Consider the following 24,428-nt stretch of genomic DNA (forward strand, 5'->3'; position numbering starts at 1 on the left):
CTTCGGTCCAGTCCGCGAGCGGATTGAACTTCGCAATGCCACGCGGCGCGTCGTGCTCTTCTTCATGCAACTCTACGCGCGTTACGGATTGCTCGCGTCGCTGTCCCGTGACCCACGCGCTCACGTCTTTCAGCGCGCGATTCAGCGGTTCAACTTTACGAATGCCGCAACAGCTTTTACGCAGATCGACGCTCTCATAAAACGCGTTCAGACCGTGATCCCGAACATACTCCTCAACCGCTTGCGGCTGCGGATGAAACTGTTCGATGTCGTAGCCATAACGCTCTTTCACGCGATCAATCATGCCCAGCGTTTCAGCATGCAGACGACCGGTGTTCAGCGAGAAGATGCCGATCTTTACACCGCGCGAAAGAATGGCGTGCGTGAGCAACATGTCTTCGGCGGCGAGACTGCTGGCTAGCTTGACGTTCGCATGACGTTGCGCGATGGAATCGAGCAGAGAGTCAAGACGTTCGACTTTGGCTTGCAGTTCGGCATTCATGCAGACACTCCGGTGGCAGCCGCGCCACGACGGCGAAACAGCGGCTCCGGATTGTCGACTGCACCCTGATACGGGATGCTCAATTCAGCGAACGCATTCAACGCGTCGTGAATGTCTTTATCGGCGCGAACGGCGAACGCGTCGAAACCGCAACGTGCGTGAAAACGCAACTGATCGCGCAGTACGTCGCCGATAGCCCGCAACTCGCCCTTCCACTGATAACGCTCGCGCAGCAGACGGCCGATGCTGAAACCACGGCCATCGCTGAACTTCGGGAAATCGACGGCGATCAGCGCGATCTTGTCGAAGTCCTCGACCAGTTCGGCGGGTTCATCGTCGGGAGCGAGCCACACGCCGATCGGTTCTTTCTTGTGCGCCGATGTCAACGCGTTCTTGTGCTCTTTCCACCACGTGAAAGGCACGATCACCTTGCCGGGCAACAATGCATCGACTGCGGGCAGCGTGCCATCTTCAGCTGCACGCACCACCGTCCAGTCGTCTTCCACCACTTCGCGATTCTTGATAATCAAAGCCATGTGCTGATCCTTTGCGACTCAACCTACAGATTCAAGCATGCGCCGGCTGGCGCGACGCGTACACGCGTTCCTTGAACGGTGCGATGCCGATACGGCCATACGTCTCGATGAACCGCTCGCCTTCAATGCGGTTCTCAACGAACGTATCGATCACTTGCGACACCACGTCGGGCATCTCTTCCGCCGAGAACGACGGGCCGATCACGCGGCCAAGATGCGCGCCCGTCGCGCCCGAGCTTTGCTCGCCGCCGAGCGTGACCTGATACCACTCCGAGCCGTCCTTATCGACACCCAGCACACCGATGTTCCCGATGTGATGATGACCGCACGCGTTGATACAACCCGAGATGTTAAGCGTCAGGTCGCCAAGGTCGTACACGTAGTCGAGGTCGCTGAAACGTTCCTGAATAGCTTGTGCAATCGGGATCGACTTCGCATTCGCGAGCGAGCAGAAATCGCCGCCCGGGCACGCAATGATGTCGGTCAGCAAACCAATATTCGATGTCGCGAAACCCAGCGCCTTCGCGCGTTCCCACACCGTATGCAAATCGCGCTTCTTCACGTTCGCGAGGATCAGGTTCTGCTCGTGCGAGACGCGGATTTCACCGAACGAGAATTCATCGGCGAGATCGGCGACGGCTTCCATCTGCTTGTCCGTTGCATCGCCCGGGGCAATGCCCGTGGGCTTCAGCGACAACGTCACCGACGCATAACCCGGCACCTTGTGCGGACGCACGTTGCGTTCAATCCAGCGCGCGAACGGCTTGCTATCGATGAGATGCTTTTCGTACGACGCATCCGTATCCGGCAGCTTTTCATATGCTGGCGGTGCGAAGAACTGCGACACGCGGTCGAGCTCTTCTTGCGTAAGCGTGGAAGGACCGTCCTTCAAATGCGCCCACTCTTCTTCCACTTGCTGCGCGAACTTCTCGGGGCTCAGCGCCTTCACGAGAATCTTGATCCGCGCCTTATAGATATTGTCGCGACGGCCGTAGCGGTTATAGACACGCAACACGGCTTCGCAATAGGTCAGCAGATGCTGCCAGGGCAGATCTTCCTTGATGATCGCGCCAACAATAGGCGTACGGCCCAAACCGCCGCCCGCGAGGATGCTCGCGACCACTTCGCCGTCAGCGTTCTTCTTCAGATAGACGCCCAGATCGTGCACTTGCACGGCCGCGCGATCTTCCACCGAACCGTTCACCGCGATCTTGAACTTGCGCGGCAGCCATGCGAACTCGGGGTGAAAAGTCGACCATTGACGCAGGATTTCGGCCCACGGACGCGGATCGACGATTTCATCGGGCGCGACGCCAGCGAATTGATCGGCGGTGATATTGCGGATGCAATTGCCTGACGTTTGAATACCGTGCATTTGCACCGATGCCAGCTTGCGCAGGATCTCCGGCGTCTCCTCGAGCTCGATCCAGTTGAACTGAATGTTGGTCCGCGTCGAAAAGTGGCCGTAGCCGCGGTCGTGTTCACGCGCGATGGTGCCGAGCATGCGCATTTGGTCGCTGCGCAAGTTGCCGTACGGAATCGCGATGCGATGCATGTACGCGTGACGCTGCATATAGAGACCGTTCTGCAGGCGCAGCGGCCGGAATTCTTCTTCGCTCAACTCGCCGGACAAACGGCGGCGCACCTGGTCGCTGTATTGAGCGACGCGTTCGTCGACGATTTTCTGGTCGATCTGATCGTATTGATACATTCGGGGGCCCCAGTTTTTAGTAGTTCCATCAGTACGGCGTCCTAGCCACGCCGCACATCGTCATAAGTAGAGTCATTGCCTGGAACGCCGTTCGGACGGTGTGTTCATTTGCTTATGACAAATACAGATATCGATATTGGAAAAATTGGCTCGATGGTAATAAACTTCCTATATATTGCAAACGACTGATAAATTACTTTGATATGCGGATGGGTTATATATGAATCTGCACCAGTTCCGTTTCGTGCGCGAAGCCGTCCGGCAGAACTACAACCTCACCGAAGCCGCTAAAGCGCTGTTTACGTCGCAGCCGGGGGTATCGAAGGCGATCATCGAGCTGGAGGATGAACTCGGGGTCGAGATCTTCACACGTCACGGCAAACGGGTTCGTTCGCTGACGGAGCCGGGGCGAATTATCCTGGCATCGGTGGAAAAAATCTTGCAGGAAGTGGAAAGCCTGAAGCGCGTCGGTAAAGATTACGCCGCGCAGGATCAGGGCAATCTCGTGATTGCGGCCACCCATACGCAGGCGCGGTATTCGCTGCCGAACGCCATTGCGGAATTCAAGAAGCGCTTTCCGAAGGTGCACCTTTCAATTCTGCAAGGCAGCCCGACGCAGGTCGCGGAAATGGTCATACATGATCAGGCGGATATTGCCATCGCCACGGAAGCGATCGCCAACTATAAGGAACTGGTCTCGCTGCCTTGTTTCCAGTGGCACCACGTGGCCGTGGTGCAGCCGGACCATCCGCTGCTCGAGCGCAAGCTGCTGACGCTCGACGACCTCGCGCAATACCCGATCATCACCTACGACAACGCGTTCGCTGGCCGCTCGAAAATCAACCAGGCGTTCGCGCTGCGTCACCTGACGCCGGACATTGTGCTGGAAGCCATTGATGCCGACGTGATCAAGACCTACGTCGAGCTGGGTCTCGGCGTGGGCATCCTGGCCGATATCGCGTTTAACCCCGAGCGCGATAAACACCTTCGCGCGATGCCCGTCGGGCATCTGTTCGGCACGAATGTCACGCGGCTGGCTTTGAAACAAGGCGCATATTTGCGCAGCTATGTGTACACGCTGGTCGAACTGCTCTCGCCTTCCATGAATCGGAAGCTGATCGAGCAGGCGCTGTCGGGCGAGCACGAAACTTACGAGCTTTAGTTGACTGCTTTGATCACGACGCGGGCAACGCTCGCGTCGAAACTCGCGCCGCGCGATTTTTGTCATCCCACACTTCAGCATTTTTAAACCACACCTCTTCGCGGAGACTTTCCAATGAAGTTGTCGAAGTTCATGCGCCCGGCGTTGATGTTCAGCGCACTCGCATTTTTCTGCGCAGCGGCCAGCGCGCAACTGAAAGTCGGTATCGATTTGTCGAGTACGGGTCCGGCGGCCGCTATCGGCATCACGAGCAAGAACGCCATGCTGATGTGGCCGAAGACTATTGCGGGTCAACAAGCGGAATACATCATTCTCGACGATGGCTCCGACCCGGGCGCGGCCGTGCGCAATATCCGCAAGCTGATTACAGAAGACAAGGTCGATGTGATCGTCGGACCGAACATCACGCCGGCAGCGCTCGCGGCACTTGATCCGGTGGCCGAATACCAGACGCCGATGATTACGCTGATCGGCTCGGCATCGGTTGTCGAACCGCAGGAAGGCAAGAAGGTGTGGGCGTTCAAGATGGCCCAGACCGACCGCGCCATGGCCGACGTGATGACGCGCACGATGGTCAGCCGGAACGTGAAGACGGTCGGTTTTATCGGTTTCGCCGATAGTTATGGCGATAGCTGGTTCAACGAATTCTCGAAGTTCGCCGAATTGCGCCATATCAAGGTGGTCGCGAGCGAGCGCTTTAATCGCACCGACGCAAGCGTGACCGGGCAGATTCTCAAGCTGATGGCCGCGAAGCCGGACGCGGTGCTGATTGCGGGCGCGGGAACGCCGACGGTGTTGCCGGAACGCACGTTGATCGAGCGCGGTTATAAAGGCGCGATTTATCAGACGCACGGCATTGCGACGCCGGAGTTCATCAAGCTCGGCGGCAAGGACGTGGAAGGCACGCTGTTCCCGACCCAGCCGGTGGTGGTCGCGCGGACGTTGCCTGCGGATCATCCCTCGAAGAAAGCGGCGCTGGTTTTTGTTGATGCTTACGAAGCCAAGTATGGCAAGGGTACGGTCACGCAATTTGCCGGCGATGCGGCCGGGGTCTATCCGCGGCTGCAGGATGCGGTGGGACGTGCGCTGAAGGCCGGGCAGCCGGGGACGGTGGCGTTTCGGGTGGCCTTGCGCTCGGAGCTGGAACACGCGCATGAACTGGTTGTGCCTAACGGCGTGGTCAACACCAGCGCGACAGATCACGTCGGGTTGGATCAGCGCGCCAGCGTGATGGGCATCATCAAGAACGGCCAGTTCACGTATTTGAGCCAGTGAATGGACCGATGAACGCGGTTGTCTGCTGCGGGTGTACAAGGGCTTGCCCGCGGAAACGATTTTCGGCATAATCGCTGACTTGCCGGTTGGCGTCGTATTTTTCCGCCTCCAGTCGGCTGGTTCAAATGCTGTTTGCCCGGGTGGTGAAATTGGTAGACGCAGGGGACTCAAAATCCCCCGCCGCAAGGCGTGCCGGTTCGATTCCGGCCCCGGGCACCACAAAATATTCCGGTAAGTTCCAGAGAAGTATAGAAACCCGCGCCAGCTCAAGGCTTCGCGGGTTTTTTGTCTTAGCTGAGCGGAGATGTTCCGTGGACATCTGTTGGTATCGGGTGGCACTTTTGTTGGTATCGACCTCGCAAACGCACTTCTCCGCTTCGAGATACCAACATGCCGCTCACCGACATCCAGATTAGGAACGCACGCTACAACTTCGACGGAACCGGTAACCGCCTGTCAGATGGTGGCGGCATGTACCTTCAGCTCGATAAGTCCGGCGGGAAGTTCTGGCGGATGAACTATCGGTTCGTCGGCAAACAAAAAACGCTCGCGCTCGGCGCGTATCCAGCTGTGTCGCTAGCGGCAGCTAGCAAGAAACGCGAAAACGCGCGCGAAAAGCTTGCGGTGGGAATAGACCCTGGCGAGGCGAAGAAAGCAGAAAAACGCGCTGTGCGTATCGCGGCAGCCAATTCATTTGAAGTCGTCGCCAATGGCTGGATGGAAGAACGCAAGACGGTGCGGAATCCGACAGTCAACCTCGCAAACTAAGTGGATCAACTTCGCGAAAAACGCACAAGTTCTAAGCCGAAATACGACATTGAAAAAGCGATGGCAGGATAGGCTGCCGCCGGGTTTGGGCGCCATTGTCACGGTTGCCACTTTGCGTGCGCTAGTCTGTATCCGCGATGGCGTACCAGAGACGGCAGCAGATCATGGATACGATAGCGAACAACGAAAGACGTTGATCGGCCGGATGTCCCGGTTCGACCTCATATTGGACGTCCGACCCAATGGGCATGTTGTTCGGGTCAACTACTGCCCACCGCGTGGGACGACATTCTGCCATTTGAGACGTTCAACGCCGACACGCAGAGTGTTGTCAATCTCTATCGCCAGACTTCAATGCGCAAACAGCCACTTTCCCAGCAGTCAATACGAACGTTGCGATCATTGAATGGCCCTCGGTGCTAGGCTCTCGATCACTTCATTCAAAAGCCGACTTCGCTCGAATTACTGGGACGATTGATACATGGCGTTGCCAAATATGTCCATCAGATTCCGTTACGTATCGTTCATCGACTCTCCAACCGCTACCCGCGGATCGTAACCGCGATTCTCGCGAGTCAGTACGGCGGCCGCGACGCGGGGCGAGCCGTTCACGCCACCTTGCGCGCGTTTGTCCAGGACCACAAATCGGCAGGCGACAATGCCTTCGAGAACAGGAAGCCTTGCAGCTCGTCGCAACCGATCGTACGTAAGATGCGGGCCTGATGCTCGTTCTCGACACCCTCGGCGACCACGCGCAGACCCAGTTCGTGACCGAGTTCGATGATCGCGCGGATGATTGCGAGGTCCGCCGGGGCATCAAGCATGTCGAGCACGAACGCACGATCGATCTTGAGCCGGTCAAGCGGAAAGCGGTTCAGATAGCTGAGGCTTGAGTAACCGGTGCCGAAATCGTCGAGCGATAGCTTGACCCCGAGCGCGCGGATCGCGTTGATCGTGGCGAGATAGTTCTCCGCGTTGTCCATCAGGACGGTCTCGGTGATCTCGAGTTCGAGACGCCACGGGTCGACGCGATGCCGCGCGAGACTGTCAGCGAGCGTCCCGATCAAGTCCCGCCCACTCAGCTGGATCGCTGACAGGTTGATCGAGACGCGCACTGGCATCAGTCCTTCTGCATCCCACGCGGCGATCTGCTGGCATGCTTCGTCTATCACCCACGCGCCGATCGGAATGATGAGCCGCGTATCTTCCGCGACCGGAATGAACTGCGCGGGTGACACTATGCCGATCTGCGGGCTGTTCCAGCGAAGCAACCCTTCGACGGCCACCAGTGTGCCCGTGTGCGCATCGACGCACGGCTGGTACTCGAGCCGGAACTCCTGCGTTCCGATTGCAGTGCGCAGGCACGCTTCGAGCGTCAACCGGTAGCGCGCGCGCTCGGCCATGTCGGGCGCAAAGAACTTGACAAGATTGCGTCCCGCCCCCTTCGCTTGGTACATCGCGGTGTCGGCGTTCTGCATCAGCGTCTCGATGTCCTCGCCGTCGTCGGGGAAAAGCGCCACGCCGACACTGCACGACACTTGTAGAGTGTGGCCGCCGAGTTCGTGCGGCTGGCGCACCAGCGGCAGCAAACGCTCATCGATTGTGCGCATGACGTCAGCCGCGTTGCTGACGCCGTTCAGGATCACGGTGAATTCGTCGCCTCCGAGGCGGCTAACCGTGTCTCGGCTGCGCACGGCCTGCAACAGGCGGCGCGAGACTGAGCGCAGAAGGTTGTCGCCGATGTGATGGCCCAGCGAATCGTTGACGTTCTTGAAGCGGTCGAGATCAATGAACAGCACCGCGATGCGCCGCCCCGTGCGGCGCGCGTTGCCGAGCGCGACGTCAAGGCGCTTCACGAACAGCCCGCGGTTCGGCAGCTCCGTCAGCACGTCGTGCTCGGCAAGGAACTGGATGCGCGCCTCGCTCTTCTTGCGGTCCGTGATGTCGATCAGCGTACAGATGTAGTGGGACACGTTCGCGCGTCGATCGCGCACCGCGCTCAGCATCAGCCACGCCGGATAGTCGCTGCCCGCGCGCCGACGCACGTGCGCTTCGCCATGCCATGCGCTCAAGCGATCGACCGAATCAATAACGGTCGGGAAAATGTCGTCATGCTCCTGCGCGCCGAAGAGAAAAGCGGGTTCCCGGCCCGCCACTTCGTCGGGACGATACCCCGTCGCACGATAGAACGACGCGTTGGCAGTCACGAGCCGTCGCTGCGCATCGAGAATCAGGATCGCTTCGGATGACGCCTCGAAGACCTTGCCCCACAGCTCGAGGCGTTGCTCCATCAGTTTAATCTGGTTGATCGGCGTGAATGCGGTCAACACGGCGTCACGCCCCTGGAAGTTGAAGCGCCGCGCTGACAACATGGCCCAAGTGGGTTCGCTGGCGGCTTTCCAGTGCACCTCGAATTCGTCGACTGCCTCGCGGTCGGAGAGTTGCTGGAAGAAACGCGCGCGAACCTCCGAGTCGAGACCGAAGGCCCACGGGTCGACCGTGCAGCCATTCAGCCAGTAAAGTGCGGGCTTGTTCACGTGCAGCACCTCGTGCCCCGGGATCGCTGTGACGACCATCGGCACTGGGGTCGCCTCGACGAGCGCATGCTGCGCGGCCGACGCGCGCGCTGTCGCCGCGAGTTCCTTCTGCACATCGCGCTCGCGGTCGAGCTGAGCGAGCATGTCGTTGAAGCCTCGCACGAGCTGGCCGATCTCGTCCTGGCTATGCCAACTGGCACGCAGCGAATGGTCGCCCGTGCGCCGCACCGTGTCCATCACGCGCGCGAGCTGGCGCAGTGGCCGCGAGATCTGCTGTGCGACGAAGTACACCATGCTCAGGATCGCGCACAGCAGAAATAGCGCTGTGCCGAGATGCAGCCACATCCGCTCAAAGAGGCCGCGCACACGCTCACTCAGCAGTCTTTCGAGCTGATTGCCGGTCACACTCCACGCGTCGCTCACGCTCGCCACCACGCGCTGCTGCGCGCCATCGAGCGCGGTAAGCGTGTCCACAGTCGAGCCGGCATCGACCGCGGCGCCGGCCACACGGCGATACGCGTCGATCGCGGCGAGCATGCGCCCGACCGGTGGACCGATCGTACCTGCCAGCGGGGCGTTCGCGGCTGAAGCTTCCGCGTAGTCGGAACGCAGCCCCTGCAATACTGCGTCGAGCTGCCCTTCCAGCACGAGGTAGCGGGTGCGCATCTCGTCACGACTCATCGGTGTGGCGCGACGACTCGTGCCGGCATCGTGCAGGTGGCGGCCGATCCGGTTGACGTCATCGAGCAGCTCTGGATAGCGCAGGATCGACAGCGACATCGAATAGTAGCTGTCGAGGTCTGGATCCAGAATCAGATTCGACTGGTTGCCGACCCGCGTCACCAGTTCGCGTGTCGCCTTGAGTCCACCGTCCACTGTCGCGGCGCTGGCTTGCGGCATTGCACTGGCCGCGAGCACGGCGAGCACGCGCGCATTGATTTCAGCACTCTGCATGTTCGCGCCATAGCGGCCCTCTGCGTCGACGAGCCGGTTCGCCGTGCGCTGCAATTGGGCCGCTGTCCGCGGCTGCCCAGCCCCCGCGAGTGCAAAGTCGATGAGCGCGTCATGCGCGGCGGCGACGTAGGCATTGCCGATCAGCTCCTTGTCAGAGAAGTCAATCGCGATGTACTTCTCGTGGATCAGGATGCCGCTGATGTACAGCACCGCGCTCAGGTCGAGCAGATAGATCAGCAACAGCTTGCGGCCGACACGAAGGCGCGCGAGAAATCGGAATAACAGGTTGCGTTTCATGGGCGCTGCCGCTCGACTGCGAAGCGTTCGCCCCGCGCGCCGTAAACCAGACGTTTCACTGCGTTTCTCCGTGCGGGAACCTCGGACCCAGGTCAGGTTTGAAGTCGGCCCCCAATCATGCTATCGACCAGTTGAAGAAGTTCTTTAGCCAACGCTTAAAACTCCCCAACACGGTGCCGGAAACGCGGCATTATGGTGCGTAACATACCTGTCACGGATTTGCGTAGGGTCGTTCGCGTAACGGTATGACCACAGTCAACTGAGCCGGCGAGCGGTCATTACACAGATTTCGCATCAGGATTGAGCGGCCTCTGTCAACGAGCCACGCTTGCCGACAACGCGCTGAACCGATGGACGCCCGCTGATTGTCGAGACGGCGGCGAAGAATCCGACCGCTGTTTCGTCCTCGCGCCTGATGTGAAACCCCAGTTCCCTATGGAAAACCATCGATAGGTGCTTTGTCTTATAAACGTTGCTTCGCAGTTCAACTATCCCTTTTCGGCCGGCAAGCTCGGCAAGTTTGGAAAGCAGTTCAGACATTACTGCCGGCGTTCGAGATAGCGGATGCGTGCTTAATCCGCTCACGAACCAGCAGGTTTCCGATTCCTGGTGGAGCATTGCGTATGCAACCAGTTCACCCGCGTTGCGCACCGAACAAACTGCGCAGACCTCCAGCGACGCTTGCAAGCGCACGCGATGCTGATCGGCATCGAGGATGTCGCCGGCGCGCTAGGTATGTTCGCGCAGCGTGAGCAAATCAAGCGCAAGGATTTCGTTGATCGTTGCCATCTTGCTGAATACTTTACTTGGCAATCCCAAGCTCGATACGATAGCGGAAAGCCTCGGCGAATCCATACCCGGCCGGTTTAGCCGCCCGGTCCGGCCCAGGTCGTCGCGTTACCCTTCTCCCTTCGCGCACCGCGACCCGTCATCGTCGCAACTTCAGCGCGAATAGCCCTTGCGGCCTGAAATACAGCGCGACAATCACGAGGAGCAGGATGCTCGCCTTGGCCATCGAGCCGCTCAGGAGGAGTTCGAACATCGACTGAAGCTGGCCAATCGCGAATGCTGAAAGGAAGGTTCCCAGCAAGCTTTCGATCCCGCCGAATACGACCACGATGAACGTGTCCACAATGTACTGCTGCCCTGTCGCGGGACCCGTCGATGCCAGCATGGTCAGCGCACTGCCGGCGATCCCGGCAAGCCCGCAGCCCACTGCGAACGTCACGGCGTCGACCCGTTCGGTATCGATGCCGGCCGCGCCCGCCATCGCGCGATTTTGCATCACCGAACGAATGCGCAGCCCCCATCGGCTACGGAAAAGGAAGAGGTAAACCACGAGCGCCACCGCGAACGTCAGGAACAAAATGAAGATGCGGCTGAGCGGCAGCGCAATGTTCGGCGTCACGTTCCAGGCACCCTGCAGCCAGCTCACCGTAGGGACGCTGACATCGATCGGCCCGAATGTCTGGCGATACACCTGCTGGAGCACCAGTGAGAGCCCCCAGGTTGCCAGCATGGTGTCGAGGGGACGATGATAGAGACGGCGGATCATGACCCGTTCGAGCACGAAACCCACAGCCGCGGTCACGGTGAAGGCAATCACGATTCCCACCAGGAAATAGGCGCCCATCAGCGAGGGAAGCCAGCGCTGGAATATCACCGCGGTCATATAGGTCATATACGCGCCCAGCGCCATGAGTTCGCCGTGCGCCATGTTGATCACGCCCATCAACCCGAAGACGATGGCAAGGCCCACCGCCATCAAGGCAAGGACCGTGAATAGCGATAAGCCGTTGAATACCTGGACGAGAAAGGTGTCAAGAGACATGGGGCGACCCTGTAAGCGAACATCGGGAGCGCCAGGAAACAGGGCTCTCGATGTTCTTCATCAAGCGACTTAACCGAGCTTCGGGAAGGGGTTCGGTTCGATCAGCGGCGATTCGTAAATGATGTCGACCTGGCCGTCGGGTTTGAACATCCCGATGAGGGAATGCTTCCATAAGTGATGGTTGCTGACATGAAAATGCACGTCCCCTTCGGGCGCGCTCCAGCCGAGTCCGGATGACGCGGCCACCACCTTGGCGACGTCGGTGCTCTGCGCTTTCTCGACGCCCAGCTTCCACAAATAGACCGCCGTATAGGCCGCTTCGAGCGTGTCGCCAAGCACACGGTCCTGTCCATATTTCGCCTTGAAGGCCTTCACGAATTTTTCGTTCTGAGGGTTCTTCTCGCTCTGGAAATAGCCCATGCACGAATAGACTCCCACCAGATTGTCCGTGCCGATACCGATCGCTTCTTCCTCGGTCACGGCGAGCGCCATGATTGCCTGGTTCTTGCCCGTGATGCCTACCGAGTTGAGCTGCTTGTAGAAAGCAACGTTCGAACCACCAACAATCGTCGAGAGAATCACGTCCGGCTTGGCCGCCTTGATCTTGCTGATGACCGACGAGAACTCGGTTGCGCCCAGCGGGAAATAGTCTTCTCCAAGCACCGTGCCGCCGGCCTTGGCAATTGCCGCCTTGGCAATGCGGTTGGTCGTCCGCGGCCAGATGTAGTCGGAGCCGATCAGGTAGAACTTCTTGCCCTTGTTCTTCGCCAGCCAGTTGACCGCGGGAATGGTTTGCTGCGTGGCTTCCTGCCCGGTGTACATGATGTTCTTCGACATCTCCAGCCCTTCGTAATACGTCGGGTAATAGAGCAGGCCGTTATAGCGTTCGAACACCGGCAGCACCGCCTTGCGCGAGGCTGAGGTATAGCAGCCGAACACGGCCGCCACCTTGTCGCTCTCGACGAGCTTCTGCGCCTTTTCCGCGAAGGTCGGCCAGTCGCTGGCTCCGTCTTCGACAATCGGCGAAATCGGCCGGCCCATGACACCGCCGGCGGCGTTGATCTCGTCGATAGCGAGTTTTTCGGCATCCACCACATGGGCTTCGGCGATCGCGATCGTGCCGGTCAGCGAATGCAGGATGCCCACCTTGATCGGGTCCGCGGCGTTTGCCGCGCGTGCGCCCAGCATGAGCGCTCCCGGGATCGCACTGGCGGCAGTCGCGGCGGCGGCGGTCTTCAAAAAGTCGCGGCGAGAATTCTTCATGGTGCCTTCATCGAGAAAAGGTAAACGAAAAAAAGCCCGCAACTAAGGATGACTTAGTTGTCGGGCTTTTTGGCCATTGCCGCAAATGACACCTTTGTCACATGCGGCGGAATTCACTATGATCGGTCTGCAGGACTGGCGTGCTGCTCCAGATCACGAACGTTAGTCAGCAAGGTTCATGCCAAAAATGGCCGCATCCGGATTCGATTCGGCCACCCGCTTGGCACCGCCTTATACATTGAATGAACGACGACGCGGCAAGCTCATGAAGTCTCTTTTTTTGTCTGGCCGTGCCTGCATTCGGCACGCCAATTTGTGGCAGACGCGCACTTCAACTGTGCGCATCACGGTCCCTGCGCACAAGTTTGGGCGAATCGAGGCAATAACGAAAAGGCGCGTCGGCGCAACAGGAAGCTCACTATGTCTTCGCCCATGTATGAACCCGTGAAAATCGGTGTGGTGTATTCGACCACGGGGGTAACCGGTCTTATCGAATCCACGCAGCAGAGCGCCACCCTCTTCGCGGCCGACGAGATCAACCAGGCCGGCGGTATCAACGGTCGGCAGATCCAGTTGTATCTGCGCGATCCGGGTTCCATTGCCGCGAACTATGCTTCCATGCTGGAACAACTGATCGTGGAGGACGGCGTGCGGCTCTTCATGGGCTGCTATATGTCCAGTGGCCGCAAGGCCGTGATTCCGGTGGTCGAGCGGCACAATGCGCTGCTCTTCTACCCCACGCTTTACGAAGGCTTCGAATACAGCCGCAATGTCTTTTGCACGGGCACGCTGCCCAACCAGACCTGCGTGCCGCTCGCGGACTACATGCTGGAGAACTTCGGTTCGCGCGTGTTCATGCTCGGCTCGGATTACATTTACCCGTACGAGACGAATCGCATCATGAAGGACTTCGTGTTCGAGCGCGGCGGCGAAACGGTCGATGAAATCTACGTGCCGCTCGACGCGAGCGAGGACAGTTACCGGACCATCACCGACCGCATTGCCGCGCTTTCGCCGGACTTCGTTTTCTCGACGGTGGTCGGCGTAGGTGTCGAGCGCCTGTACCGCAGCTTCGCAAAAAGCGGCCTCGACCCGAACGCAATTCCCATTGCCAGCGTGACGACATCGGAAGCGGAAATCGCCGCAATGGGCGCGCACCTCGGCGAAGGCCATTTCACCTCGGCCTCCTACTTCCAGTCTGTCGATACCCCTACCAACCGCGCCTGCATCGACAATTACCGTCGCTTCATGGGCGGCGACGCCGTCACCAACATGTGCTGGGAGGCGGCTTACTTCCAGATGCACGTGCTCGCTAATGCCATGCGCAGCATGGGGTCATCCGGCAGCGACAACCCGGTGTCGCTGTTGCGCGTTTTACCGGGCATGGAGTTCGATGCGCCGCAAGGACGCATCCGCATGGACGAGGAAAACCACCACGCCTATCTGCATACGCGTATTGGCCGATGCAACGCTTCAGGCCAATTCGACATCGTCGCCGCGATGCCCGCTCGCGTGCGCGCCGATCCCTTCGTGATCGCGCACAAGCCGGCCGAGGGCGGTCAATTCGAAGGCCTCGCCCCCACGGTCGCCGGGAGCCGCTGATGACGCGCAGCCAGCCCACGCTGCAGTCCTTGCAGGACATACGTTCGCTGCGCATAGCGGTCGTGCACCCGCCCGACCAGGACCGGGATGAACTGCTCGGGCACCTGAAGCGGATCGGCTGCAAGGTCCAGGTGTGCTGGCCAAACCTGGACGCGGAACTCCACGATGTCGACCTGGTGATCATGGCGGTGAATCCGCAGACTGCGGCATGTCATTTCGAGTGGCTCGGCCAGGAAGGCGCGCCGCCCATCATTCCGGTGGTCACCTATGAGAACCCCGTGGTGATCCAGGCGGTCATGCAACTGAATGCGTTCAGCGTAATTCCGTCGCCGGTGCGTTCGTTTGGCATACTGACCGCGATTGCGGTGACGCTCGCGCAGCACAAGACGCAAAAAACACTTGAGAAAAACATCAGGCGGGTGGAAGAAAAATCCGCCAAGCAACGGACGATCGAACTCGCGAAGTCGATTCTCATGAAGACCCAACAGATCTCCGATAAAGACGCATACCTTCTCCTTCAAACGCAGGCGCGCGTGAATCACTTGCACATAGAATCGGTAGCCGACGAAATCGTGAGAGCGGCAGCTGTCAGGACTTAAGACTTCACGCATGCAGTGCGATGCGCACCAAACCAATCCGAAGACGCACCTCGATTGCGCATATGATCCAGGCGCGAATTTGATGCACAAGAGACCGCACTACACGCAGCATCAGTCAGCACAAGCGCCAGAAGTGAAATCGCCATGACCCGAAAATGTGGGCATGCTTGTTGCATTAAGATCGACGCACCACGTATTCGTTTCTGTTGATCGAAGCGGAACGGAAGCAACAAAGCGCACCCTCTTGATGCCGGACGAGACAAAGACGTCTCGGGCGGTAACGGCCAAAAAGCCCGATTTGCCAGTGTTCCTGGCGATCGGGCTTTTTGCGTTTTGACGCGTGTCACATGTCGGTTCGGTCTGGTAAAGCGGATGCCGGACCGATCGACTTGCATTGGCGCTCCGACATTAATAATTCGTAATCCTTCCAAATTTCCTGAAGAGGATGAACCCATGATACCGATTCCGAAGAAAGGAACGCCGGAACGCGATCGGCTGATCGCGCTTCACAAGGAATGCACCGAGTCCATGCATGGCGTGGCGGGCTTTTCGGTCCTCAGGTGCGGCACGCCCGGCGACACCACCGTCGTCACCGGCGGCACGCACGAACACGCCGATCTCAGGCGCGTGCTGCTGCGCATGCGCGGGGCATCGCCGAAAAACAAACTGGTGATCATCTGCACGAAGGTCGATGCCGAATGGCGCATCGGCCGCCTGTCAGGCATTCGCGGCGTCCCGCCCGTGTTCGCCACAGACGAAATATACGCAAGCGAACAGGACATCCAGCACACGATCTTCCTGATGCGTCTGGACGAGATGCCCGAGACCGACGGCATGCCGGAACACTATACGCAGGGCTACAAGCGTCGGGACGACAACTGGCCGGTGACCTGATTCGCGCGTAGCAACGTCTCTTTCGATGCTGTATCCCTACGACCACCGCTCGATGAGCGGCATGAAGGCAGGAGCCAATTACCATGTGTGCGATGCGACTCACCGGCTACGCGGACAAATTCAGCGTGCATCCGGGCGACACGATCAAGTTCTATGTCAACTGTGACGGCCCGGCGCAGTATCGCGCGTCGATCGTTCAAATGATCAACGGCGACACCAACCCGCGAGGCCCGGGCTTTGTTGAAAAAGCCGTCATGGCGGACTGCGAAGCCACCTACGATGGCCGTGCGCAAGCGGTCTACGGCGGCTCTTACGCCTATGTGGAAGACGCGCCGCAACTACGGGTCGAGAGCTTTACGCTGCAATGCTGGATCTGGCCGACAACACCTTGCACCGACGCGCGCTACTGGAAGCACGGCGCGCAAGGGCTCATCACCAAATGGTCCGACGATGCGGGCTACGGCCTGTTCATCAACGAACAAGGCTGCGCGGAGTTGCGCATCAACGGCAGGACCTTCACGACGGGTGCGCGCCTGCGCGATCACGCCTGGCACTTCCTCGCCGCCACATTCGACGCAAATACCGGCGCGGTCATGCTGTATCACGAACCGCAGATCGTCTATGCGCTTGATCCGGTGATTGCGCCGGTCGAAGCACAATTTGCCGATGCCATTGCGCATGCCGACTACCCGCTCGTCATTGCGGGCTATGTCAAAGGCCTGGAAAGCGGCCCGATCGGCCGCTCGTCGCTACCGCAAGGCGTGTTGATCGGCGGCCATTACAACGGCAAGATCGACAGCCCGCGCCTGTGCAATCGCGCGCTCACGCGTGCCGAGATAGAGACCATGAAGGCAGGCGTTCAGCCGGGTCTCACCGAGCGCCGGAATTCCGGCCCGACCGGACCGCTTTCGGAATGCATTGTCGCTGCGTGGGATTTCTCGGATGGCATCGATACGATCGTTTGCCGCGATCAGGGTCCCTACAAGTTCAATGCATCCCTGGTGAATTGTCCGACCCGCGCGCTCACCGGCTACAACTGGGCCGGTCGCAACTTCGACTGGAAGCATGCGCAAAAGGAGTATGGCGCGATCCACTTTCACGACGACGATCTCGACAACGCGCGCTGGGATGTCAGCTTCGAATGGACCGTGCCGGAGGACATCAAAAGCCGCTTCTACGCGGCGAAACTGACCACGTCCGAAGGCGACGAGGATTACATCCCCTTCTGGATCGTGCCGAAGCTCGGCGCGAAGAAGTCGAAGATCGCGGTGATGGTGCCGACCATCAGCTACATGGCGTACGCGAATGAACACGTGGCCTGCAACGCGGGCGGGGCGGAACTGTTCGTGTACCGCGTGCCGATCATGCAGCAGCAGAACATGTTCCTGTCCGAGCATCGCGAATATGGCGGATCGATCTACGATACCCACACCGACGGCAGCGGCATCTGCCTCTCCACGCGGCTGCGTCCGATCCTCAGCATCCGGCCGAAGTACGACCACTTCCTCGCCCAGGCGCCCTGGCAATATCCGGCGGACCTGCATCTGGTGTACTGGCTCGAGACGCTCGGTTACGAGTACGACGTCTTCACCGACGAAGACCTGACCTACGACGGACTCGCGCGGCTCGAGGACTACAACGTCATCATCACGGGCTCCCACCCCGAGCACAATTCCGGCGCGCAACTCGACGCGTTGCACGACTACACGCAGCGCGGCGGCCGGATCATGTACATGGGCGCGGACGGCTGGTATTGGGTCCATTCGTATCACCCCGCCTACGAGGACGTCGGTCGCGGCGTCGTGACGGAAATGCGCCGCTGCGAGTCGGGCATCCGCACATGGCGCGCGGATCCGGGCGAGTACTACCATCAGGGCACGGGCGAGCTCGGCGGGATGTGGCGCTATCGGGGACGCTATCTCCATTCGGTTGCGGGCACCGGCATGTCATCGGAAGGGTTCGATATCTCCAGCTATTTTTCGCGCACGCCGGAGAGTCTGGACGATCGCGTCGGCTGGGCGTTCGAAGGCATCGAATATGACGAAAAGCTCGGCAACTTCGGTCTGGTCGGTGGCGGCGCGGCGGGACTGGAACTGGATATTGTCGATACCATGCTCGGCTCGCCGCCGCATATCCTGACGGTTGCGACTTCGGCCGGACGGCACACTGAAGCGTACCTGCTCGTCATGGAAGACTTCGGCTTCAACCAGCAAGGCCTCGACGGCACGGTGCATCCGCGTGTGCGCGCCGACATCACCTTCCATGAGACCCCGAACGGCGGCGGCTGCTTTGCGTTCAGCTCGATTGCCTATTGCGGGTCGCTGCCCTGGAACAACTGCGACAACAACATTTCGCGGCTCACCCGAAACGTACTCGACCGCTTCAGCGCCGATGGTCCGCTGCCCGCCGCACCGGACAGCGCGATCAAGCATCGGGGACGCGCGGATTATGAGTCGCCGGCCGTCGTCACAACGAGCTGATCTTCCGGGAGACCCACCATGAGTGCAATCGTTGCCCCGCGAATGCACGCCGATGCCTACCATTCGCTGGCGTTCGCCAGGATCGAGGATGAAACGATCTGGACCCGCGAATGGCTCTGCATCGGAGTCGACGAGGATATTGCCGGCGCGGGCGACTTGTTGCCCTTCACCGCCGGCGATCACGCCGTGCATGTTCAGCGCCTCGCCAGCGGCCGCCTCGCGGGACGCTTTAATCTCGCGCAGCACGGCGGCTGCCGCGTCGTACCTTTGCAGTGCAGGCAGGGCGCGAAGACGTCGTGTTCGTTCACGTCATGCGGGCACAGTCGCGATCGTCCGCCCTTGCTGGCGGACGCTGCCAGCCAGCCCAGTGCGCAGATGCACCAGTATCTCGGGCTGCGGCCTGAGCGTCTCCTCGGGGTACGAACAGCCGTGGCGGGGGCCCTGCTGTTCGTTCATCTGGACCCGGCCGGAAGCGCGTTCCAGGCGACCTCCGCCCCGACCTTTTCTCATCATGCGCCGTCCCGGCAGGGGCACACGTGGCTGGAAATCGAGGGCAACTGGAAACACGTCGGCCAACGTATCGCAGCAGGAAAGATCGCGCCGGGCGACACGGATCGATGCGCGTCCTTTCATCGCGTCGACAGTACGGTCAACGCATCGTGGTTCTTCCCTAACCTGATCGTCCTCACGCATGCGGGGAGTACCTGTGTCGTCGTGCTTCAACCCATCGCGTTGCAGCGTACGGTGTGCCGCCTCAGCGTATATGGCGCCGATTCGCTGCCTCTGTGGCGCGACCGGCTACTGCACGCCTGCATCCCGCCCTATTCCCAAGCCGATGAATCCGATTCGCGCCGCTGGTTCGAGACCCTGCTGGAGGCGCGCATCGCTCAGCGCATGGACCTTACCTTTAATGGAGACGACATATGAACCCTGTCAAGGAAGGCAGTCTGGCCGATGCCGTGACGCACTACACGAAGGGCCGCTTCAACGAAGCCTTCGTATTGTTCGAGGCCCTCGCTCACGCCGGCGATCAACACGCGCAAGCGTGGCTCGCCGCGTTGTACGCGAACGGCGAAGGCGTCCCGGCCGATCTGCCGCGGGCGATCGAGTGGTACAAAAGGGCCGCGATCCAGGGCCATACGCAGGCGCAAACCAATCTCGGCGCGATGATGTTGTCGGCACACGAGGCCTTGCAGAACGAGGTCGAGGGCGTGCGCTGGATCACGATTGCGGCCGAGAACGGGGACCCCTTCGCGCAGGCGAATCTCGCGGGCCTCTACACAAAGGGGCGCGGCGTGGCCCAGGACGATGCCGCTGCGGCGAGCTGGTACCGGCGGGCGGCGGAACAAGGGCATTACCCTTCGCAGGCGCGACTGGGTTTCAGTTACGCGACCGGACGCGGTGTGGAACGCGACCGGGTGCAGGCGTTCGCGTGGCTGTCTCTTGCCGCGCAGCACGGTGTCGGGACAGCACTCAACGCGCTCGAAAACGTTTTGACGGACATGTCGGTTGAAGAGAAGCGCGCTGGGGCCACGCTTTTCGATCAATGGCGCTCGCGCACGGCAAGCGGCGCGTCACCCGCACGCCTGATGCCTTTGCCAGGCTAGCCACAGGAGACGACGATGAACTACAGCGTGCAACAGATCAAGTTCGAGTGCTTCAGCTATATCAAGGAATTCGGCGCCCGCATGGAAGACTGGGTGATCGGCGCGGCCAGCGATCCGGACAGCTCGCTGTTCGGGGAACTCGCGCTTGATCGCACTGACGATATCTGGATGTGGAAGCCAGCGTTGTCGCCGGCAGCGGCCCGCGCGGTTATTGAATTCATGACGTCGCGGTACCGGCTGGAACGCGCGTGGCCGACTATCGGCGATACCCCCGCGCGCTTCGTGTTCATGTACAGGAAGCGTACGGTCAACGCCTGATCATGTCACGCGTCCGAGTGCGTTCGCGAGTCCGGCGGGTTCGGTCAGCAACGCAAGGCGATTGCGGCCGAACATGGCGGCCGCCACATCGAGCGAGGCAACATCAGGCGACAGGCACGCGCAGCGAATCCCCTGCTCTGCCAGTTCGCCGATCGCGCGGCGCATGTCATCGCGCAGATAGCGGGGGTCGAAGCTGTCGATGTCATAGGGCACGCCATCCGACACAACACATACCGAGGCCGGTAAGCCTGTCGTCATCTGCGGCCGGAGTTGCTCGCCCATATGCCGGAGCGCTGCGCCAAAACGCGTCGAGAGGCCCGGTGTCGCGTGCATCAATCGCTGTTCGACGGCGGGATTCCAGGCATCGTCGAAATCCTTGAAAAGATGAATCAGCACGCGCTCACGGCCATCGGAATGGAAGCCGTACAGCGCGAAGCGGCGCCCGCTCGCGGCGAGCGCGCGTCCGAGCACGCAACTCGATGCCAGTGCGCCCTGCATGCGCCCCGCCGTTCCCGACGATGCGGACAGGTCGAGCAGCACCGCCAGCGGCCCGCTCTCCGGGCGCATTCGCCGGGTGACAAACGCCTTGAAGTCGTCGGCTGCGCCGCGTCGCGCATCGACGCGGCCTGCGATGCAGGCATCGAGATCGAGCACGTCTCCTTCGTGCGCACGCGTCCTTCCCGCCACCACGCGATGCCGTGCCGCCCGCAACATCGCGCGCACGCGGCGCCCGGCGGCGTCATCTGGCTGCGGGGCTACGATCGTCGCATCGGGTGGCTCGGCGCGCCGCATCTCGACGCGGCACCAGTTCGCCCGATAGCGCCGGATCACGTAGTCCCATTCGCGATACCGCGCGACCGACACGACAGTGAACGGCGTCTCGTCGTCGCGCCCATCCGGGCCCGACGCGTGAACTTCACCGGGGCTATCGGCAACTTTTTGGGGCGGCGCGGCATCGTCGGCCTGCAGGTTGCGCAGGTCCCGCGATGCCTGCATCGATGCGTTGCGCTCAGCCGGTGCATCGTCGGGCGCAGGCGCAATCGGCGTCGGCTCCGCGTGCCAGACGAGGCTGTTGTCGTCGCGATACGGCGCTTCCTGCGCATAGGTCTTCGCATTGAACTGCACCCGCATCTGGCCCAGATCGTTGCCAAGCAGGTTGCCGAGTTCGCGCGATATCAAGGGGTCCAAACCATTGGTGTCGCGAAACGCGCCGTCGAACAGCGTGCGGCCTTTATTCACCCAGCCGTCATCGTCGGCATAGAGCGGATCGAGCAAGGCGCGCGACAGACGTGCCATCAGCGCCGTCGCCGTCTTCACGCTGCCCGGGCCGGTCTGGTGAAACGGCAGCCACCAGCTGCGCAGCCCGGGATAGCGCTGCATAGCCAGCCGCTCGACCCGCGCGTCCTCGATCGCACCGACCAGCGCCACCTGGAGCGGCCGGAGCTTGCCGCGCTCGTAACGCACGGTCGACCACGTCAGGTGAGCGGCCGCGTGGGCGGTACTGGCAAGATAGAAGCGCCGTTCGTCGACCCCGCCATCGCACGCGAGGTGTGCGTCGGGCAGAAACAGGACCGCATCGGTCAGCACCGGGCGATCCGCGCGCAGCTCGCCATCTTCCCGCGCGGCCATCAATGGCTGAACCTGCGCCGCGACGTTCCAGGCCGCCTTGAGGTAGAAGCCCAGCACGCGCGTCGCGGCATCCACAGAACCTTGTTCGGCGAGTTTCATCTTCGTCACCTAGCCGACTATGCCGGCGGCCACGGCGATCAGCGCGGCGCTCAGGTCCGGGTCGTCGGTCAGCGGCTGGATCACGCCGATACGGCATGCCGACGCCGCGTCCATCCCGCCCGCGATCAGCGTTGCGGCGTAGATCAGCATGCGCGTGGAGGCGCCTTCAGGCAGAGAAGCGTCATCGAGCGCGCGCGTGCGGCTGGCGAGCGTCACGAGTTGCCGGGCGACGTCCACGCTCACGCCAGTTTCGTGCGCCACGATCCCGGCCTCCACGTCCGCTTCCGGCCAGTGCATGTCGATGGCGACAAAGCGTTGCCGCGTGGAGGGCTTCAGGTCCTTCGATACATGCTGGTAGTGCGGATTAAACGAAATCACGAGGGCAAAGTCGGGATGCGCCGCGATCACTTCGCCGCATTTATCGACGGGCAGGATGCGACGCGAATCGGTCAGCGGATGGATGACCACGGTCGTGTCAGTGCGCGCTTCGACGACTTCATCCAGATAACAGATCGCACCATGCCGCACGGCTTGCGTGAGCGGACCGTCCTGCCAGTAAGTCCCGTTGCCGTCGAGCAGATAGCGTCCTACCAGATCGCCCGCGGTCATGTCCTCGTGGCACGCGATCGTGACGAGCGGACGCCCGAGTTGCCACGCCATGTATTCCACGAGTCGCGTCTTGCCGCAGCCGGTCGGCCCTTTCAGCATGATCGGCAGCCGGGCGTGATAAGCCGCCGTGAACCACTCGGTTTCCCGATGCACGGGGCAATACCACGGCTCCCGCGAAAGCCGCCATGCGTCGAGCGGTTCGGTAGCGGACGCCGGGTGAGGTCGGGTCATGGACGCTCCTTGAGTTGAATGCGGGCGGACATGCCGTCAGGACGGCAACACGTGGCGCGCCGCATCGATCGCGCGCGCCAGCGTTGCGCGCAAGGACTGGCTGTCGGTCGCGAGGATGCGCGCGAACGCGCCGCAATGATTGGGCAGCAGGCCCGCGCCCGCGTAGAACGCATCTTGCATGGCGCGTTCTAGCGCGTCGGCGACGGCGGCGGCCTCGGTTTTGTCGAAGGTCAGCACCATCAGGCCGCCGTGCGCGGTAAAGACCTGACGCACGCCGCCAAGGGGCCGGTCCGACGCGCCATCGAGAAAAAAACGGTCGCGTGCCAGCAGGCGACCCGCGCCGTTGCGCACGGACACTGCGGCATCGAGAGAACCGAACGCCCGCGCGCACCCGCCCGGATCGTGCGACGTGTAGCAGTCGGCCACCAGGATGCGCGCGCCCGGATGCAGGTTCACATCGATATGACTGGCCAGTCTCGCCCCCGGAAAGAGGATCGACGGATGCGGCAACCAGTCGAGACGCGCGCCGTCGTGCGCCTCGATAACGACGCGCGAAATCGCGCGGCCCCGCGTCATGCTATGAACGATGGTCGCCGCCGCCGTTTCCACCCGGGCATGTGCACCGGGGGCGGCCACGAGATGCTGGTGAACGTCGTCGTCCTCGAACAGGCCGCCTGAGGACGACTGCACGATTACGCGCGCGCCACCCTCGGCCGTCAGCACCCGTCCCACGTGAAAGGGGTACCCCGCGCGCTGCCGCGACAGATACGTCGTCCCGGACGGCGCGCGCGAGAAGCACAGGTCGAGTTGCGGGCGAGAGAGGCCGAGCGCGGCCGGCGGCGCTTCAAGTCGCATCGAAGAGCACGTTCGCCACGATCGCATCGACGACCGCATCCACACCCACGCCGGTCGAGCAGTTGGTGAGCGATACCGCGCGCTGGCCCCGCACCTCGCGCGCCTCCTTCACCATGCGCTCGAGGTCGACGCCCACATAGGGCGCGAGGTCGAACTTGTTGATCACGAGCAGATCGCACGACACGACGCCGAGACCGCGCTTGCGGGGGATATCGTCGCCGGCGGCGACATCGATCACGAAGATCCAGTAGTCCACCAGGTCGAGCGAGAACGACGACGCGAGGTTATCGCCACCCGACTCGATCAGCACGAGTTGCAGGCCGGCAAACTGCGCGTCGAGTTCATCGGCGGCCTGCAGGTTGAGCGTCGGATCCTCGCGGATCGCGGTATGCGGACACGCACCGGTCTCGACCGCGAGCACGCGCGCCGGATCGATCAGGCCGCTGCGACGCACGCGCTCGGCGTCCTCGCGCGTCACGAGATCGTTGGTGATCACGGCAAGGTCGATACCGCGCGCCGCGAAACGCGGGATCAATTGTTCGAGCAAGCGCGTCTTGCCGGAGCCCACCGGGCCGCCGATACCCACCCTCGCCGCCCGTCCCGCAGGCAGAGTGGTTTGCTCAATCCCGAATGTTTCCATTTCACCTGGCATCAAATGTCTCCCTGGTC

General features: G+C 61.2%; 20 protein-coding genes, 1 tRNA gene and 1 pseudogene. 11 read left to right on the plus strand and 11 right to left on the minus strand.

Going from position 1 to position 24,428, the window contains the following annotated elements; genetic code table 11:
* The 3 genes from JWR14_RS08045 to JWR14_RS08055 all read right to left on the minus strand — a co-directional run.
* Positions 1-502 (minus strand): phosphoadenylyl-sulfate reductase (locus JWR14_RS08045; protein ID WP_299704187.1); only part of this gene is annotated, 502 nt, incomplete at its 3' end.
* Positions 499-1,038 carry a DUF934 domain-containing protein gene (locus JWR14_RS08050; protein ID WP_299704190.1) on the minus strand — a complete coding sequence of 180 codons (540 nt, stop codon included), beginning with the start codon at positions 1,036-1,038 and terminating at the stop codon, positions 499-501. The genes JWR14_RS08050 and JWR14_RS08045, both read right to left, overlap by 4 nt.
* Positions 1,039-1,069: 31 nt before the next feature.
* On the minus strand, positions 1,070-2,749 hold the full coding sequence (locus JWR14_RS08055; RefSeq protein ID WP_299704193.1) for a nitrite/sulfite reductase: 1,680 nt from the start codon (positions 2,747-2,749) through the stop codon (positions 1,070-1,072).
* 220 nt (positions 2,750-2,969) lie between these two features.
* Between JWR14_RS08055 and JWR14_RS08060 the strand changes: the two genes are divergently transcribed.
* The 4 genes and pseudogenes from JWR14_RS08060 to JWR14_RS08075 all read left to right on the plus strand — a co-directional run.
* Complete coding sequence (locus JWR14_RS08060) at positions 2,970-3,911, plus strand: CysB family HTH-type transcriptional regulator (protein WP_031359892.1); 942 nt, start codon at positions 2,970-2,972, stop codon at positions 3,909-3,911.
* A gap of 132 nt (positions 3,912-4,043) precedes the next feature.
* Positions 4,044-5,186, plus strand: a complete 1,143-nt coding sequence (locus JWR14_RS08065) for an ABC transporter substrate-binding protein (RefSeq protein WP_299704332.1) — start codon at positions 4,044-4,046, stop codon at positions 5,184-5,186.
* A gap of 134 nt (positions 5,187-5,320) precedes the next feature.
* A tRNA-Leu gene (locus JWR14_RS08070) sits at positions 5,321-5,405 on the plus strand.
* Positions 5,406-5,576: 171 nt separating this feature from the next.
* A pseudogene (locus JWR14_RS08075) lies at positions 5,577-5,921 on the plus strand (Arm DNA-binding domain-containing protein); the annotation flags it as partial.
* 641 nt (positions 5,922-6,562) lie between these two features.
* Here the strand turns inward: JWR14_RS08075 and JWR14_RS08080 are convergent.
* From JWR14_RS08080 to urtA, 4 genes are all read right to left on the minus strand, one after another.
* Entirely contained in the window at positions 6,563-9,742 is a 3,180-nt protein-coding gene (locus tag JWR14_RS08080) for an EAL domain-containing protein (protein ID WP_299704200.1), read from the minus strand.
* 294 nt (positions 9,743-10,036) lie between these two features.
* The gene (locus tag JWR14_RS08085) at positions 10,037-10,435 is read right to left on the minus strand and encodes a GNAT family N-acetyltransferase (protein ID WP_299704203.1); all 399 of its coding nucleotides are present in this window, start codon (positions 10,433-10,435) and stop codon (positions 10,037-10,039) included.
* A 235-nt stretch (positions 10,436-10,670) separates the two neighbouring features.
* Positions 10,671-11,573 carry an urea ABC transporter permease subunit UrtB gene (gene urtB / locus JWR14_RS08090; RefSeq protein ID WP_299704206.1) on the minus strand — a complete coding sequence of 301 codons (903 nt, stop codon included), beginning with the start codon at positions 11,571-11,573 and terminating at the stop codon, positions 10,671-10,673.
* Positions 11,574-11,642: 69 nt separating this feature from the next.
* Positions 11,643-12,836, minus strand: coding sequence for an urea ABC transporter substrate-binding protein (gene urtA / locus JWR14_RS08095; protein ID WP_299704209.1), 1,194 nt, complete (start codon positions 12,834-12,836; stop codon positions 11,643-11,645).
* A gap of 420 nt (positions 12,837-13,256) precedes the next feature.
* On the opposite strand from urtA, the gene JWR14_RS08100 reads away from it, so the two are divergent.
* The 7 genes from JWR14_RS08100 to JWR14_RS08130 all read left to right on the plus strand — a co-directional run bounded on the left by JWR14_RS08100 (position 13,257) and on the right by JWR14_RS08130 (position 20,336).
* Positions 13,257-14,438: a transporter substrate-binding domain-containing protein gene (locus JWR14_RS08100; RefSeq protein WP_299704212.1), complete on the plus strand. Its 1,182-nt coding sequence runs from the start codon at positions 13,257-13,259 to the stop codon at positions 14,436-14,438.
* Positions 14,438-15,037: an ANTAR domain-containing protein gene (locus JWR14_RS08105; RefSeq protein WP_299704215.1), complete on the plus strand. Its 600-nt coding sequence runs from the start codon at positions 14,438-14,440 to the stop codon at positions 15,035-15,037. Before JWR14_RS08100 ends, JWR14_RS08105 begins: the two co-directional genes overlap by 1 nt.
* Positions 15,038-15,490: 453 nt before the next feature.
* Complete coding sequence (locus tag JWR14_RS08110) at positions 15,491-15,931, plus strand: hypothetical protein (protein WP_299704218.1); 441 nt, start codon at positions 15,491-15,493, stop codon at positions 15,929-15,931.
* Between the two features lie 83 nt (positions 15,932-16,014).
* A complete protein-coding gene (locus JWR14_RS08115; RefSeq protein ID WP_299704221.1) occupies positions 16,015-18,411 on the plus strand; it encodes a N,N-dimethylformamidase beta subunit family domain-containing protein in 2,397 nt (798 codons plus the stop codon).
* A gap of 18 nt (positions 18,412-18,429) precedes the next feature.
* Positions 18,430-19,338, plus strand: a complete 909-nt coding sequence (locus JWR14_RS08120) for a hypothetical protein (RefSeq protein WP_299704224.1) — start codon at positions 18,430-18,432, stop codon at positions 19,336-19,338.
* Complete coding sequence (locus JWR14_RS08125) at positions 19,335-20,018, plus strand: tetratricopeptide repeat protein (protein WP_299704227.1); 684 nt, start codon at positions 19,335-19,337, stop codon at positions 20,016-20,018. The genes JWR14_RS08120 and JWR14_RS08125 overlap by 4 nt, the downstream gene beginning before the upstream one ends.
* 15 nt (positions 20,019-20,033) lie before the next feature.
* Entirely contained in the window at positions 20,034-20,336 is a 303-nt protein-coding gene (locus JWR14_RS08130; RefSeq protein ID WP_299704230.1) for a hypothetical protein, read from the plus strand.
* On the opposite strand, the gene JWR14_RS08135 is transcribed toward JWR14_RS08130, so the two are convergent.
* The 4 genes from JWR14_RS08135 to ureG are packed head-to-tail and all read right to left on the minus strand — an operon-like array spanning position 20,337 to position 24,411.
* Positions 20,337-22,064 carry a hypothetical protein gene (locus JWR14_RS08135; protein ID WP_299704233.1) on the minus strand — a complete coding sequence of 576 codons (1,728 nt, stop codon included), beginning with the start codon at positions 22,062-22,064 and terminating at the stop codon, positions 20,337-20,339.
* A 9-nt stretch (positions 22,065-22,073) separates the two neighbouring features.
* Entirely contained in the window at positions 22,074-22,904 is an 831-nt protein-coding gene (locus JWR14_RS08140; protein WP_299704236.1) for a CbbQ/NirQ/NorQ/GpvN family protein, read from the minus strand.
* 36 nt (positions 22,905-22,940) lie between these two features.
* Positions 22,941-23,759, minus strand: a complete 819-nt coding sequence (locus JWR14_RS08145) for an urease accessory protein UreD (RefSeq protein ID WP_299704238.1) — start codon at positions 23,757-23,759, stop codon at positions 22,941-22,943.
* Complete coding sequence (gene ureG, locus JWR14_RS08150) at positions 23,749-24,411, minus strand: urease accessory protein UreG (protein WP_366144513.1); 663 nt, start codon at positions 24,409-24,411, stop codon at positions 23,749-23,751. The genes JWR14_RS08145 and ureG overlap by 11 nt, the downstream gene beginning before the upstream one ends.
* Between the last annotated feature and the right edge of the window lie 17 nt (positions 24,412-24,428).

This window comes from Caballeronia sp. (assembly GCF_028292365.1).
Classification (GTDB): domain Bacteria; phylum Pseudomonadota; class Gammaproteobacteria; order Burkholderiales; family Burkholderiaceae; genus Caballeronia.

What these genes read in the sequence shown, in the direction of transcription:
- ureG (WP_366144513.1), bottom strand. Translation starts at nt 24,411, where the DNA reads ATGCCAGGTGAAATGGAAACATTCGGGATTGAGCAAACCACTCTGCCT.
- JWR14_RS08100 (WP_299704212.1), top strand. Translation starts at nt 13,257, where the DNA reads ATGTCTTCGCCCATGTATGAACCCGTGAAAATCGGTGTGGTGTATTCG.
- JWR14_RS08135 (WP_299704233.1), bottom strand. Translation starts at nt 22,064, where the DNA reads ATGAAACTCGCCGAACAAGGTTCTGTGGATGCCGCGACGCGCGTGCTG.
- JWR14_RS08120 (WP_299704224.1), top strand. Translation starts at nt 18,430, where the DNA reads ATGAGTGCAATCGTTGCCCCGCGAATGCACGCCGATGCCTACCATTCG.
- JWR14_RS08130 (WP_299704230.1), top strand. Translation starts at nt 20,034, where the DNA reads ATGAACTACAGCGTGCAACAGATCAAGTTCGAGTGCTTCAGCTATATC.
- JWR14_RS08115 (WP_299704221.1), top strand. Translation starts at nt 16,015, where the DNA reads ATGTGTGCGATGCGACTCACCGGCTACGCGGACAAATTCAGCGTGCAT.
- JWR14_RS08140 (WP_299704236.1), bottom strand. Translation starts at nt 22,904, where the DNA reads ATGACCCGACCTCACCCGGCGTCCGCTACCGAACCGCTCGACGCATGG.
- JWR14_RS08065 (WP_299704332.1), top strand. Translation starts at nt 4,044, where the DNA reads ATGCGCCCGGCGTTGATGTTCAGCGCACTCGCATTTTTCTGCGCAGCG.
- JWR14_RS08060 (WP_031359892.1), top strand. Translation starts at nt 2,970, where the DNA reads ATGAATCTGCACCAGTTCCGTTTCGTGCGCGAAGCCGTCCGGCAGAAC.
- JWR14_RS08055 (WP_299704193.1), bottom strand. Translation starts at nt 2,749, where the DNA reads ATGTATCAATACGATCAGATCGACCAGAAAATCGTCGACGAACGCGTC.
- JWR14_RS08050 (WP_299704190.1), bottom strand. Translation starts at nt 1,038, where the DNA reads ATGGCTTTGATTATCAAGAATCGCGAAGTGGTGGAAGACGACTGGACG.
- urtB (WP_299704206.1), bottom strand. Translation starts at nt 11,573, where the DNA reads ATGTCTCTTGACACCTTTCTCGTCCAGGTATTCAACGGCTTATCGCTA.
- JWR14_RS08145 (WP_299704238.1), bottom strand. Translation starts at nt 23,759, where the DNA reads ATGCGACTTGAAGCGCCGCCGGCCGCGCTCGGCCTCTCTCGCCCGCAA.
- JWR14_RS08080 (WP_299704200.1), bottom strand. Translation starts at nt 9,742, where the DNA reads ATGAAACGCAACCTGTTATTCCGATTTCTCGCGCGCCTTCGTGTCGGC.
- JWR14_RS08105 (WP_299704215.1), top strand. Translation starts at nt 14,438, where the DNA reads ATGACGCGCAGCCAGCCCACGCTGCAGTCCTTGCAGGACATACGTTCG.
- JWR14_RS08125 (WP_299704227.1), top strand. Translation starts at nt 19,335, where the DNA reads ATGAACCCTGTCAAGGAAGGCAGTCTGGCCGATGCCGTGACGCACTAC.
- urtA (WP_299704209.1), bottom strand. Translation starts at nt 12,836, where the DNA reads ATGAAGAATTCTCGCCGCGACTTTTTGAAGACCGCCGCCGCCGCGACT.
- JWR14_RS08110 (WP_299704218.1), top strand. Translation starts at nt 15,491, where the DNA reads ATGATACCGATTCCGAAGAAAGGAACGCCGGAACGCGATCGGCTGATC.